This window comes from Vibrio sp. QJM3NY_39, from assembly GCF_057785895.1.
The window spans coordinates 1,797,377-1,811,517 of the sequence record NZ_CM173505.1 but is presented as its reverse complement, the minus strand read 5'-3'; the positions used below and the strand labels follow the sequence as shown (position 1 = coordinate 1,811,517).

At 44.5% G+C, this 14,141-nt stretch carries 12 protein-coding genes; 7 read left to right on the top strand and 5 right to left on the bottom strand.

Annotation, left to right across the window (positions count from 1 at the left end; translation table 11 throughout):
- Position 1 precedes the first annotated feature (1 nt).
- Positions 2-889 carry a mechanosensitive ion channel family protein gene (locus tag AC3CHU_RS08360; RefSeq protein WP_017077251.1) on the top strand — a complete coding sequence of 296 codons (888 nt, stop codon included), beginning with the start codon at positions 2-4 and terminating at the stop codon, positions 887-889.
- Between the two features lie 196 nt (positions 890-1,085).
- Here the strand turns inward: AC3CHU_RS08360 and AC3CHU_RS08355 are convergent, their stop codons facing one another.
- The 3 genes from AC3CHU_RS08355 to AC3CHU_RS08345 all read right to left on the bottom strand — a co-directional run bounded on the left by AC3CHU_RS08355 (position 1,086) and on the right by AC3CHU_RS08345 (position 6,467).
- A complete protein-coding gene (locus AC3CHU_RS08355) occupies positions 1,086-2,705 on the bottom strand; it encodes a methyl-accepting chemotaxis protein (RefSeq protein ID WP_076647118.1) in 1,620 nt (539 codons plus the stop codon).
- A gap of 281 nt (positions 2,706-2,986) precedes the next feature.
- Positions 2,987-5,014: a sensor histidine kinase gene (locus AC3CHU_RS08350; protein ID WP_488524340.1), complete on the bottom strand. Its 2,028-nt coding sequence runs from the start codon at positions 5,012-5,014 to the stop codon at positions 2,987-2,989.
- Positions 5,004-6,467 carry a sigma-54-dependent transcriptional regulator gene (locus AC3CHU_RS08345; protein ID WP_102534254.1) on the bottom strand — a complete coding sequence of 488 codons (1,464 nt, stop codon included), beginning with the start codon at positions 6,465-6,467 and terminating at the stop codon, positions 5,004-5,006. Before AC3CHU_RS08345 ends, AC3CHU_RS08350 begins: the two co-directional genes overlap by 11 nt.
- A 303-nt stretch (positions 6,468-6,770) precedes the next feature.
- On the opposite strand from AC3CHU_RS08345, the gene AC3CHU_RS08340 reads away from it, so the two are divergent.
- The 6 genes from AC3CHU_RS08340 (at position 6,771) to AC3CHU_RS08315 (ending at position 12,122) form a co-directional block, all read left to right on the top strand.
- Positions 6,771-7,577: an ABC transporter substrate-binding protein gene (locus tag AC3CHU_RS08340; protein WP_017077255.1), complete on the top strand. Its 807-nt coding sequence runs from the start codon at positions 6,771-6,773 to the stop codon at positions 7,575-7,577.
- Positions 7,578-7,766: 189 nt separating this feature from the next.
- The gene (locus AC3CHU_RS08335) at positions 7,767-8,465 is read left to right on the top strand and encodes an ABC transporter permease (protein WP_004733772.1); all 699 of its coding nucleotides are present in this window, start codon (positions 7,767-7,769) and stop codon (positions 8,463-8,465) included.
- 10 nt (positions 8,466-8,475) lie between these two features.
- Positions 8,476-9,195 carry an energy-coupling factor ABC transporter ATP-binding protein gene (locus AC3CHU_RS08330; RefSeq protein ID WP_004733775.1) on the top strand — a complete coding sequence of 240 codons (720 nt, stop codon included), beginning with the start codon at positions 8,476-8,478 and terminating at the stop codon, positions 9,193-9,195.
- Positions 9,173-9,757 (top strand): molybdenum cofactor guanylyltransferase MobA, encoded by a 585-nt coding sequence (gene mobA / locus AC3CHU_RS08325; protein ID WP_004733776.1) that lies wholly within the window; start codon positions 9,173-9,175, stop codon positions 9,755-9,757. Before AC3CHU_RS08330 ends, mobA begins: the two co-directional genes overlap by 23 nt.
- Complete coding sequence (locus tag AC3CHU_RS08320; RefSeq protein WP_488525460.1) at positions 9,757-11,574, top strand: bifunctional molybdopterin-guanine dinucleotide biosynthesis adaptor protein MobB/molybdopterin molybdotransferase MoeA; 1,818 nt, start codon at positions 9,757-9,759, stop codon at positions 11,572-11,574. Before mobA ends, AC3CHU_RS08320 begins: the two co-directional genes overlap by 1 nt.
- Before the next feature lie 281 nt (positions 11,575-11,855).
- On the top strand, positions 11,856-12,122 hold the full coding sequence (locus AC3CHU_RS08315) for a DUF2960 family protein (protein WP_004733780.1): 267 nt from the start codon (positions 11,856-11,858) through the stop codon (positions 12,120-12,122).
- A gap of 196 nt (positions 12,123-12,318) precedes the next feature.
- Here AC3CHU_RS08315 and nagK read toward each other — a convergent pair whose 3' ends face one another.
- Together nagK and AC3CHU_RS08305 are read right to left on the bottom strand one after the other, a co-directional pair.
- Complete coding sequence (nagK, locus tag AC3CHU_RS08310) at positions 12,319-13,227, bottom strand: N-acetylglucosamine kinase (protein ID WP_004733781.1); 909 nt, start codon at positions 13,225-13,227, stop codon at positions 12,319-12,321.
- 163 nt (positions 13,228-13,390) lie between these two features.
- Positions 13,391-14,137 carry a tRNA-uridine aminocarboxypropyltransferase gene (locus tag AC3CHU_RS08305; protein ID WP_081089997.1) on the bottom strand — a complete coding sequence of 249 codons (747 nt, stop codon included), beginning with the start codon at positions 14,135-14,137 and terminating at the stop codon, positions 13,391-13,393.
- Positions 14,138-14,141 lie beyond the last annotated feature (4 nt).

Sequence of the window (14,141 nt, the reverse complement as noted above, 5' to 3'; positions counted from 1 at the left end):
AATGAAGAAGTTATTTATCCTACTATTTGTTGGCTTGGCAAGTGTTGTCAGTTTCCCGACCTTCGCGACGGAAGAGTTAGCTAACGTAGAAAACATCTCAAAGATTGCGAGTTTAGTGCGTTGGAGCGGCGTGTTCTTCTCCATGATCGTTATTGCCGCAATGTGGTTGTTACTTAAGTTCATCAATTCGTTGGTGACCAGCTTTGGTAGTCAGTTCGTGCAATATCGAATGCTGCTACAGAAACTGCAGTCGTTTACTCAGTTCTTTATTTACGTGAGCACCGGTCTTATCGTGTTTATGATGAGCTTTAGAATCAACGATCAAATCTTAGCTTTGATTGGTGGTACCCTCGCCGTGTCGGTCGGCTTTGCGCTTAAAGACTTGGCAGCATCGTTCATCGCGGGCATCACGGTGATGATTGACAGACCTTTTCAAGTTGGTGACCGCGTCACGTTCGAAGGTAACTATGGCGACATCATTACCATCGGTTTGCGTTCTGTTCGAATGAGAACCCTGAACGATGACATTATCACGATCCCAAACAACAAGTTCTTAAACGAAGTAACGACCAGCGGTAACTATGGCGCGCTGGATATGCAGGTGGTGATTCCATTTTATGTCGGTATGAATGAAGACATCACCCTAGCCCGTGACTTGATTCAAGAAGCGGCGTCTTCAAGTCGTTACATCCATTTGCCGAAGCCTGTTACGGTTCTGGTCAAACAGACCATCACGGATAATTACTTGGCGATACAGCTAACTTGTAAGGCCTATGTGGTCGACACGGCGTATGAGAAGCTGTTTGAAACCGATATTACCTTGCGTGTGATGAAAGAGTTTAGAAAACACAATATCAACCCTCCGAAGATTTCAGTGACTGCACATTAACAAGATTGGCTTAACGCTCTTCTTTTTCTTAACGCTCTTTTTTTGTTGAGCGAGTTAGCAATCCAGTCATCTACAAACGAAAACACCTCCGAACTTATCTCAAGTACGGAGGTGTTTTGTTATGGGCTTCTTGGATTCATCTCTTGAAGATAAGAAACCTGTGACCGGCATAGTCCGTTATAAAAAAACTTAGCGGTTAAACCTTAAAGTACTTCAACTGATCAGTAAGGTGTTCTGTGGTATTGGCCATTTTCTGGCTATCCTCAGCTAACGACTGTGAAGCTTGCAGTACTTCGTTAGCCGCCAGATGAATCCCAGTAACACTTTCGCTCATTTCAGTTGCTACCGTACTCTGTTGCTCCGAGGCGGCGGCGATCTGCGCGACCATGTCGTTAGCGTTGTGCAGCTCATTCACAATCACATCGAGTTGTTGGCGAGTTTCGTTAGACGCGACAACACTGTGATCGACTTTCTCGTTACTGCTTTGCATTGCCTTGAAGGTGCGCTCTGCTTGTTGAGTCAGTTTTTCAATCGTCGATTGCACTTCATTGGTTGAGTTTTGAGTGCGGCTTGCGAGATTACGTACTTCATCTGCGACTACCGCGAACCCTCTTCCTTGCTCACCCGCTCGCGCTGCTTCTATCGCGGCGTTAAGTGCTAACAAGTTAGTTTGTTCAGAGACATCACGTATCACGCTCACCACTTGGCTTATCTCTGTGACACCAGATTGCAAGTCTCTGACGAGATCGTTCGCGGTCGAAATGTTTTCTGAAACCTGAGATATGGTTTTAGACGTTACTTGCATGTTTTGGTCGTTCTGGTTTGCGTGCTCGACAACCTTATTGGTGCTTGCGGCAGTGTTTTCAGCATTGACCGCGACATCAGAAATCGTGGCACTCATTTCTGTCATCGCTGTCGACAACAACTCAAGTTGCGCATGTTGTGAGTTAACACTGGTCGCCGCCTCTTCACTGGCTTGTGCGATGTGACTCGCCATGTTGCTGGATAAACCTGCTGATTCATTAGCTGTACGAAGCGTGCTTTGTAACTTGTTGAGCATGGTGTCAATTTGATTACTCATATCGCCCAGTTCATCTTTGCGTGTCATGTTCATGCGCACACGAAGATCCCCATCTGCAATCTTATGGGTGTTGTCGATAAGCTTGTTAAGTGGCACAAGGATATTGTTAGAAATCGCGTAGCCCATAGCAAACAACAGGCCTGATAATACAACCGCGACCAGTCCTTCTTTGAGCGCTAATGCATAGAAAGCGTCTTGAATATCCGCAACTAAGATTCCCGAGCCAACAATCCAATTCCACTCAGGGAATAGCTGTACATATGAGATCTTGTCTTTGAGTTCACCTTGCGGGCTCATCCATTGATAATCAAGAAACCCTTTCTCCTCTGGGGTACGTGAAATGTTGACCATCTCACGCCAGTGGTGTTTACCTGCACCATCTTTAAAGTTACCTGCGTTTTTGCCATTGAGTTCAGGTTTTAATGGATGGATAACAACGTTGAGTTGTTGGTTTAAGATCCAGAAATAATTGGTGGTGTCGTAACGAAGCGTTTCAATTGCTTGCAGCGCTTGTTTCTTTGCTACTTCTTCACCGAGTACGTTACGTTGGCTGTAATAGTAGCTCGCTAAGCTGACCGCGGTTTCGACTTGAGCACTGAGTTTATCTTGGCGCTCTTGCATTGAGCTTTCACGTTGTTGCATTAGGTTGAAAGATGACGCCATTACCAATAGAACAACCGATAAAATGACGATGGAGATAAGTTTTGATTTAATAGAGAGATTACTTAATTTCATAGCTGACTGACTTTATTATATTTTTTGATTATGAATTTGGGGTCAATGTATCAAAAATCCGTACAGTTCAGATGATATGCATCAAGATCAAAAGATATACACTGTGTTACATATTCAAAAAGAGGTGCTCGTCAAACAGTCAGAGGTTGAGATTTAGTTGGCGATAGTTTAGTAGTGCAGGATTTTCGTGCTTGGGCTGAAACGTTCATGTAACCGCCCAAGCGCAGTAGAGATATTATCGGGTGATAATATGGTTGGATTCGAGCTTAAAGCTAAAAAACTTATAGGTTTGAGACCAACAACTGTGGTGTCGCTTTTTGCTGAAGGTAGATACTAAAGCGGCTTCCCTTGCCTACTTCTGATTCGACACGTATCTCGCCACCTGTTTGACTCAAGATACTTTGAGATACTGACAAACCTAAACCTGTACCGTCTCGTTTGGTGGTATAGAAAGGCGAGAAAATACGTTTCAGTTGCTCTTCTTTGATACCACAGCCTTCGTCTTCAACATGAACAATAGCCCCATGAGACACGCCATTTTCAACCCAGTCTTCACTTGAAATAGTTAATGTGCCCTTTCCGTCCATAGCGTGAATCGCGTTCATCTGTAGGTTAACCAAAATCTGCAAAAGTTGGTTTCGGTTAACTTCCACAGACGTTTTCGCATGCAGTTGTGATATGTAGACAATGCCTTTCTTTTTCGCGCCTGTTTTTACGAGCGTAATACTTTCATCCACTATTGGATTGATATGTTGCCACGTAATTTCGTCTTGTACACCGCCGTGTCGGCTGTATTGAAGCAAGCTTCGTGTGATGTTTCGGATTCGGTCAATCTGCTCCATGATGGCGTGGACTTCTTCGTCTACACGAGCGACTTCGTCACCGAGTTCAAACTTCATTAATTCGACATTGCCAAGAATCACCGCTGTAGGGTTATTAATCTCATGGGCAATGCCCGCGGTTAATTCTCCTAGCGCGGCTAACTTTTCATTGACCACCAGCTTGTCTCGAGCTTGATTCAACAGCTTGATATGCAGTTCTAATTCTTCGGTTTTCTCTTTCAAGCTAGCAGTTCGAGAATGAACCTTACATTCGAGTTCTGAAGCAGCTTGTTGGATCTCTTGATTACGTTCGTGCAGCAAATCTAACATCTTGTCGAATTGTTTAGCGAGCAAAGTCAGCTCGTGTTGATCGTTCAAACCAAGAGTACCAATTCGCTTGTCTTGCCCCATCTGCACTAGCTTGACGACTTTATGAATGCGTTCAATAGGATTGAAAAGATCACGCGCACCACGGTGAACGATCAAACCAGAAGCCAGTAATAACAACACAATCGTAATACTGATTTCACCAAGGTTGGTTAAGTAAGTTTCCACCAATGGCCAAATCAGATAACCGGTATAGAGCATGCCGATGACGTTATCGAATTGGTCATGAATCGGTTGATACGCAGTAATGTACCAAGCGTCGTAAACATACGCTCGATCTAGCCACTCTTTGCCTTCATTCAATACTTTAGAATGAACCTCGTGAGAAACACGAGTACCAATTGCGCGCCCTGTACTTTCTTCGCTGCTTAACGGTACATTAGTGCTGACACGTAGGTCATCAAGAAACACAGTGACGGTACCTATGCGGCGATTAAAGCCCTCGCGTTGCGGATAAATGAGACTGCTGATCTGATCAACCAACTGTGTGCTGTTATTAAGGAGGATCCCGCCATCAAGAAAACCAATTACGTGATCATTCTTGTCACGAATCGATACAACGGTGCGACTAACCAAACCCCGAGTTTCAACATTTCGACTATTGAGCATTGGGACTTCGGCTTGCCTGGCAAGGTTTTGGTCTAAATCGTTGAGTTCGTTTTGGCTCAATACACTAAAGAACGACTCTTTGTGTGTCATGTTGAGGTATTCAAGCTTTTTCTCCATGCTCTCGACGCTACGCCAGCGCAGGAAATCGAGTTCATAGCGAGATTTGTTTTCAGAAACCCAACGTGTGAGCTCTTCTTTCGAAATATCACTCGTGAGTTTGATTCGGAAGTTGTAAGACTCAGCAAATGCTTGAACGTTATAGGCCTGTTGGTTCTGAATTAGATGGATACTGTTGTCGGCAACATCCAAGCGCTCATCGACATCAATCAGAGCACCCTGCCACGTGTAATGTACTGACCAATACAGTGTTATAGCGACAAGCGCACACAAGGTAAGAATGATGGGGGCTGATGTTAGAAATAGCAGGCGATAACGCACCATGGTTTTGAACCGGAACGCCCACTTTGTCCACCAATGACGTCTAATCGGCATATTCAGAGCCCTCTGTGTTCCACTCTTTGTACTTACGCTCTAGTGTTTTACGTGCCACACCGAGATCTCTCGCAGCTGCAGATTTATTGCCATCATGGAAACTCACCAGTTGTTCTATGTGAGATTTTTCTACTTCTTTGAGTGTCCAAGTGTTCGGGTAACCCTCAGCTGCGTCTACATTATTCAAGTTTGGTATTTCTGCGCCATGTGACACCGTCACTGAAATGCTAGTTGGGGCTGGATCGCCATTCACTTCGCGCCAATAGTGTGCTGGTGGCTTGTCTAAAAGAATGCATCTTTCGACTAAGTTCTTAAGTTCGCGAATATTTCCCGGCCATTCGTATTCATTCATTGCCAAGATATCTTCATGTGCCCAGTTTGGAACCGGCATACCCAGTTCACTTGATAAAAGACGAGTGAAGTATGGAACAAGCTCTATCAGATCAGACGGTCGTTCTCTCAACGGCACAACATCAATCTTAAGCACATTGAGTCGGTAGAACAGATCGCGACGGAAGTGGCCTTTATCGACTTCTTCTTGAAGGTTTCGGTTAGTCGCCGCCACTACACGTACGTCAACGGCAATTTCTTTCTCACTGCCAACTGGACGAATAGTACGTTGCTCTAGTACGCGTAACAGCGCTGCTTGCATTGGCAGTGGCATTTCACCTATTTCATCAAGGAACAAGGTGCCACCACTTGCGACTCTGAATAGACCTTCACGGTTTTTCTTCGCGCCGGTAAATGCGCCAGAGGTATGCCCGAATAGCTCACTTTCTAGAAGTTCAGGCGCAATTGCACCACAGTTGATTGGCACAAATGGGCCACTACGCTTGCTGGCTTCATGTACACCACGAGCAACCAGCTCTTTACCCGTACCTGACTCACCTTCTATAAGAACTGATGCTCTCGACGGTGCAAATTGACTGATCAGCAATTTGAGCTGTTTAGTCTTGTCTGAATTGCCGATCAATTCGGTCTTGATATGACGGCTAACATCACGCTTCAACGCATACTGCATTCTTTGGTCAAGGCGCTTGTCCATACAACGCAGAACCGCTTGTATCATTTGTTCGAGGTTGAACGGCTTAAGAATAAAATCTGAAGCACCAAGCTTAAGCGCAGATATCGTCATCTCTAAATCAGCATAACCTGTCATGAAAATCACATCGGCACGTTTGTCGTTGTCGTTAAACGCCTCTTCCCACTCAATACCAGACCGACCTGGCAGGTTGATATCAAGAACAATCAGATCAAAATGCTCGCTAGAACGCAGTATTTCGGCTTCTTCAACCGACCCCGCACTCGATACCTTGCCAAAGAACTTACCCAGTGCTTTCTTTAAAATAGCTTGCATACCTATTTCATCATCCACAACCAAGACGGAAAACGCTTGATATTGAGTCAATGTATTCGGGTTGAGGTTGGGTGCAGATGAACTAGGTAAAGACATAATGATTAGCCGGTGGGGAAAGTTGGGACAGAGTGTACCAATTAACCTTTTGTGCAACAGGGACAATGTGCGACATTTTGTCCTAGCTCATGTTTTGATTCATTTTAGAGGGCTAAATGACGCAGTTTTGTCCGAAATAACAGCAATTTAATGAGATCTGATGCATGATTTATTGGCATTAAGATTGCTTATAAGGTGTAGATTTCTAATTACAACAATTAGCGTCTTATGCACATGCCCTTTTTTGAGCCCTTTAAAACTGAAGGCATGTCATTCATTTATAACAGAATGGACATAATAATAATGAAAGCAATTCCCCTAACTATTGCAGCTCTATCTATCGTCAGTTACACGGCTAGCAGCGCGGAAGACACCACCCATATCAAATTGGCGACCACCACAAGTACCTACCACTCAGGTCTACTTGACTACTTATTACCTGAGTTCGAAAAAGATTCTGGTATCAAAGTTGATGTTTTAGCGGCGGGTACAGGTAAATCACTTCGCATGGGTGAGAATGGCGATGTAGACCTAGTGATGACTCACGCACCAAAGGCTGAAGCGAATTTCGTTGAACAAGGTTACGGGGTTCTACCTCGCAAGCTGATGTACAACGACTTTGTCATTGTTGGTCCTCAAAGCGATCCGGCGAAGATTGAATCTCAAAAAGCAGTGACTGATGTGTTCAAAGCAATCGCGAACAATAACGTGACCTTCGTTTCTCGTGGTGACGACTCTGGTACTCATAAGAAAGAGATGGGTATTTGGGCACAAACTAAAATGGAACCAAACTTCGGTGGTTATCGCAGTGTTGGTCAAGGCATGGGCCCTACTCTGAACATGGCGTCAGAGATGCAAGGCTACACCATGACAGACCGTGGTACTTGGTTGGCTTACCAAAACAAATTGGATCTTAAAATCCTTTTCCAAGGTGACAAGAACCTGTTTAACCCTTACCAAGTGATTCTTGTTAACCCAGAACGCTACCCGAGCATCAACTACCAAGCTGCGAAAGTATTCAGTGACTGGCTGGTTAACCCTAAAGGTCAGAAACTGATTAACGACTTTAAACTGCACGGCAAACAGCTGTTTGTTGCGAGCGCAGAATAGTTGGTTGTAAGTAAAGCGTAGCGTTGAAGGTCTAGCCAAAACTAACAAGCACTACACTTAGCTAAACAGTTAACGAAACACTCTTAAAAACAATAGCTGGCCAATTCAAGCTCAAATAGTTTGTGTCAGCTATGATTAACATCAGTCATTACCGATAAAGACCTATTATCGATTCACACGAGATACTTCATGACCCTATGGCAAACAACGATTGATGCAATGAACCTACTAGTGAGTTTTGACCACGAATTGTGGAAAATCGTCGCGGTATCTTTCAGCGTATCTTTGTCCGCCATCTCATTAGTGATTGTTCCTGCAATCCTTATGGCTTTCTTATTGGCTTATACCGAGTTCCCCGGGAAGTGGGCATTGTTATCGGTGATCAACACCCTGCAAGCTATCCCAACCGTGGTTATCGGTTTGTTGATGTACATGATGCTCTCTCGTTCTGGCCCGCTCGGTGATTGGCAATTACTGTTCACCCAAAAGGCGATGATTCTAGGTCAGATGCTGATCTGTTTTCCAATCCTAGTCGCGATGATGCATGGCGCTCTCCAAGCCAGTGACCGCCGAGCGGTTGAAACGGCGCGCACGCTTGGCGTATCAACGACTCGTGTGGCGTGTACGTTAATTTGGGAAACGCGCTTCCCTCTTTTAGCTGCAACTATCGCTGCCTTCTCTCGCATCGTCACTGAGGTTGGTTGTTCAATGATGGTCGGTGGCAACATTATGGGGATGACAAGAAACATCCCAACAGCTATCGCTATGGAAAGCCACAAAGGCGCATTCGCTCAAGGCGTCGCCCTCGGTATGGTGTTATTAGCATTGGCATTAGCCCTTAACTTTTTCCTTTCCAGTGTGAGAGGAAAAGGCTATTTAAGAACTTAGGAACGCTGTCATGAGTATAAAAATAACAACGCAGCAAATTTCAATGCGCTACAAAGAGCGTGTTTTGTTCCATATTCCCGAATTGTCGATCGGCCCCAACGATGCCATTTATCTCAAAGGAGATAATGGTGTGGGTAAAACGACCCTACTTAAAATATTGTCTGGATTGATTCAGCCAAGCTCCGGCCGCATTCAGTCTCCGACACAAAGCTGGCAGCAGATCTTATTCCCTAGGCTCAAGTTCAAAGACATTATCTACCTGCATCAAACCCCCTATCTTTTTGATGGTTCGGTGTACCAAAATGTCGCTTATGGCATTCGCTTTAACAAAGAGAGCCAAAAAGATAAGCGAGCTCAAATAATTAATGCGCTGAGAATGGTAGGTTTAGAAACCTTGGCAGATGAACACATTTCTGTGTTGTCTGGTGGTGAGCGTCAACGCGTTGCAATGGCACGAGCTTGGATTCTTAAGCCGTCAATCTTGCTTATGGATGAACCAAGTGCTTCTTTAGACAAAGAATCTATTGAAAGATTGGTGATAATGGCCGAAGATCTTCTTCAAAGAGGCGCGAGTTTAGTCATCACTAGTCACCAAACTAACGCGTTAACCGACTTATGTAAGAAGCAATGGTGGATCAAAGACAATACTTTGACCGAATCGCCGCTTCTGCAAGTTATTCAGAAAGATAAAGCACAAGAGAATATTTATGCTGCTTCCAACGCAAACTAGTTGGGTTATTTTGGCTGGCGGACAGGCCAGCCGCATGGGCGGAAAAGATAAAGGACTTGTTGAGCTCAACGGTTCTCCGCTTATTCAATACGTTATAAACAAGCTGTCACAACAAGATGTCAGCATCACCATCAATGCCAACCGTAACTTAGACAGTTACCAAGCATTTGCCCCGGTTGTCTCCGATTCTTTCCCTGACTATCCAGGTCCATTGGGCGGTATTCATGCTGGCCTTAAAAACGCGAGCACAGACTGGGTCGGCTTTGTCCCTTGCGATAGCCCACAAATCAGTGACGACCTTGTTGAGCGTTTTTGTTCTGCAGTTAAAGAAGACAGTGACATTCTTGTCGCGCATGATGGCGAATTTAAGCAACCTGTATTCACCCTATTCCACAAACGTGTTCTGCCAAAGCTAGAAGCGTTTTTGGAACGTGGTGATCGTAAAATCATCTTGCTATACAAAGAATGTGTTACCGAATACGTTGATTTCAGCGATTCTCCTAACTGCTTTGTTAATCTGAACACGCCAGAAGAACTCACCCAATTCGGAACGCTTCAATAATGAAAGATTCTAAACAACGCCCTAACCTTCCTCTATTGGGCTTTGCAGCTTATAGCGGTACAGGCAAAACAACGGTACTTGAAGCTCTGCTTCCGTTATTGACTGAATCGGGTTTAAAAGTGGGTGTGTTAAAACATGCTCACCACGATTTTGATGTCGATAAGCCGGGTAAAGACAGCTACCGCTTACGTAAAGCGGGCGCGAATCAAATGTTGATCGCTTCTCGTAACCGTCACGTGATGATGACAGAAACGCCAGAAGCCGAAGCTGATTTTGATTACCTTCTGACACGTTTCGATACCAACAAGCTGGACTTGATTCTGGTAGAAGGATGCAAGAACATTGCTTTCCCTAAAATTGAATTGCACAGAGATGAAGTCGGTAAACCTTGGTTATACCCGAACGATGACAACATTATTGCCATTGCTGCAGACAGCCAAGTGGAATCCGAACTGCCACAAATGGCGATCAGTGACTTAGAAGCGATTCGTGATTTCATTATTGAATATGCTCAGTCGTTTGACGGTTCCTCGAAAATAAGCGAAACCGCTTCTTGTTCGTCTTCCAGAGACAACACGCCCGCAGTGTGTTGTGATTCGTTCTCTCCTGCTGGTTTAACCGTTACTCAAGGCCAACAAAAGATTGTTGATAGCATTGACGCGCTCGATCTCACAGAGAGTGTTGAACTATTGCAGGGCTACGGTCGTGTTTTGGCTGAAGATATAATCTCGCCAATCAATGTGCCTCAAAACACCAACTCAGCAATGGACGGCTACGCAATTCGTAGTGAAGATTTAGAACTGGATAGTTACCAACTGGTTGCTGAAGTTATGGCTGGTCACAGCTACGAGCAAACTGTTCAACAAGGTGAAGCCGTTAAGATCATGACGGGTGCACCAATGCCTGAAGGCGTTGATGTTGTTGTGATGCGCGAACAAGCCGTCCAAGATGGCGATAAGGTTAGCTTCCCAGGTGCGAAAATCTCAATTGGACAAAATGTCCGTATGGCTGGTGAAGATTTAGAAATCGGCCAACCTGTCTTTACTCGTGGTACACGCATCGAAGCACCTGAAATGGGCATGATGGCGTCGTTAGGTTTTGGTAGCTGCCCTGTTCTACGTAAGGTAAAAGTCGGTGTGTTCTCTACGGGTGATGAAGTTCAAGCACCGGGTAGCGAGCAGAAGCCGAACTCTATCTACGACTCGAACCGTTTTACGATCATCGGCATGCTTCAAAAGCTAGGTTGTGACATTGTTGACTACGGCATCATTGAAGATGACGAACAAAAGATGATGGATGTACTTCACGCTGCGTCGTTAGAGACCGATATGGTTCTGACTTCTGGTGGTGTGTCTGTCGGTGATGCTGATTACATCAAACTCGCATTAGATAAGCTGGGTGAGATTAACTTCTGGCGCATCAACATGCGTCCGGGTCGCCCTCTTGCTTACGGCAAAATTGAAGACAAACCTTTCTTCGGTTTACCGGGCAACCCAGTTGCCGTGATGGTGTCGTTCATTAACTTTGTAGAGCCAGCGATCCGTAAGCTACAAGGTCAAACCAACTGGACACCAGTTAAAGCGAACGCGGTAGCGACTGAACAATTGCGTTCACGCCAAGGTCGTACTGAGTTCAGCCGTGGTGTGTTTTCGATGAATGAATCGGGTGTGCTTGAAGTAAAAACGACGGGCAAGCAAGGTTCAGGTATCCTGCGTTCAATGAGCGAAGCAAACTGTTTAATCGAAATCTCACCAGCGGTTGATACCGTGAAAGTTGGTGAGACGGTAACGATCATTCCTCTTCAAGGGCGTGTTTAATTCAAAGCTTAATCAGCTAAGTTGACTTACCAGATCTTTAATTCACTTAGAAGTTCTTCGCCAAGACATAGATGAAGCCCCTTCTATCGAGCTTTCGATGTTATGGGGCTTTCTTTTCTGTTCGTTTTGTAAAAGACAATCTGTTCGTTCCTTTAAATGCAAAAAGCTTAAAAAGCCTTAAGCGTGAGAGCGTTAATCTTAAGATTTTTTATCATAACCTTGAGCCACGTACTGTTTTTATGTAGAGTGCGCGCAAAGTAATAATTCTATTGGAGAGCACCATGGCTCGTACCATTCTGTACACTTACAAAGACGAAGACAAAGAGTTACTGTTTTCGAAACAAGAACACCGCACGATCCAAGAAGCTGTCGCTGCAGCTGAAGGTATCGACATCACTGAGTATCTAAAAACTGAGCAACAGCTTGAGTTTATTTCTGATACTAAAGCGGTTCGTAACTACCAAGACAACTATTTCCGTAAGCTAGGCTTCACTAAGCTTACGTTGAAGCAAAAAGACAACCTTGGTGTTGGTAAAAAGAAGAAGTAAGTCCTCTGGCTTCTTTTTCTCCATCTGTAGTTTCTAGCTTTTCGTTTTCACTTGAAAACTAAGAAGTTAAGAAGTTAAGAGCTAAAGAAACGGAAACACCGAACAATAAAAAATGCCGCAACCTCTTTTGAGATTGCGGCATTTTTATTTATGCTTTTAACTATCTAACCTTAATTAGCTTAACGGTAAGTAATGATTACTTAATGTTAAGGAATGCTGCGCCACGAACGCCGCCTGAATCACCGTGCTTCGCTTTGATGATCTTCGGACATTTCGCTACAGACAATAGGTATTTAGGAACACGCTTTGGCATCTCTTCGTAGATAAGTTCGAAGTTTGAAAGTCCACCACCCAGTGCTACAACATGCGGGTCAAGTGCAGTAAATAGGTTTGCGAAACAGATAGCCAATAGCTCCATGAAACGGTCAACGTGCTCAGCTGCTTTTGCTTCGCCTTCGTTGTACGCTTGGATGATTTCAATCGCTTTCTTTTTCTCACCGAAGTAGTGCTCATAAATCAGTTCAAAGCCGCGACCAGATAGGTAGCTGTCTAAACAACCTTTCTTGCCACAACCACAGCCTAGTAACGGTGCGTTGTCGCCAAGGTGGAACCATGCATCAATAGGAAGACGCATATGGCCGAGCTCGCCAGCAACGTGGTTACGTCCTGAGAATACTTTGCCATCAAAAACCAAACCACCACCAAAACCAGTACCTAGAATTAGGCCAGCTACTGATGGTTCATCTTTCAATTCATCATCCCACGCTTCAGACAGCGCAAAACAGTTCGCATCGTTCTCGATTTTAACACTACGACCAATCAGCGCTTCTAAGTCTTTGCGTAATGGCTTACCTGTTGAAGCCGGTACGTTAACAACAAGCATAGTGCCGTCGTCCGCATCTTCCATACCAGGAAGACCAAGGCCAATTTTGCCTTCGCAAGAGAATTCGCTATCGTATTTTTTTACCAAACCGGCAATCGTATCAAGTAGCAGTTGATAATCTTCAGTAGGCGTTGGTACGCGTTCGGTTGCTACTCGCTCAAGTTTTTCATTGAACGCACCAAACTCAATTTTTGTGCCGCCAACATCAAAGCCGTAATACATGAAATCTCTCCAATTTTTCCCTAAATTCGGGCAAATAAAATTTTAAAATTAAACAACTAGGAAGCATTATCCATAACACTCCCCCTACAAACCGTGATAGATAACAAACTTATCTCGTGTTCGAATCTGTTTGAACAACAAGTCAGCACAAAGCGGTTAAAGGTTAGAGTGACGTCTCACTTTTAGTATGCTCTATGAAAGCATTCAGGCTTGGTTTGGTTGGATCCGATTTATAACGTGTCTTACTCAACATGTAGCTTTCACGAAATGCTTCAAACCATAGCTGTAAAGTCTTAGCGCCCTGTTCTTCACCGGCTTGTTTCAAAACTAAGCTCGCGACTTCGGCCGTTGATAGATGTTGTTCGTTGTCTGACTTACGCATCATGTATTGAGAAACCGATTCCGGTTCAATCGACAACACCGGTAAATCTTGCAGATACTCTGAACGACGGAAGATACGTCGTGCTTCGCGCCAACTGCCATCAATGAAAATCAGCAACAGTGTTTTGTTTGGGTCGCGCATTTGTGGCAGATCTTGAACAACACGCTTTTTGTCGTCGGTATAGTCTTCAGGAAATACGATCACAGGTTGGTATTTGTCATCTTTGAGGACATCCAACATCTCTTGATTTGGCTCAGTACGATGCCAAAGGTAGGCGTAACTGTCTTTAACCGTATCAACAATCAAACGACCAGTGTTACTTGGCTTTAAGATTTCGTTGTCTGACAAGATCAACATAGTCGCGACGTTCGTATCAACGTTAGGTTGATGTTCACAGATACAGCTGTCTTGTTTGATTTTACAGAATTCACATCGCACGACTTTACACCCGCGCGCATTAAACGGTTTGGTAGCAATGGACAAACGATGTTGATATAAACGGTGAAAAGCGTGGATTCTCATGGACAATAAC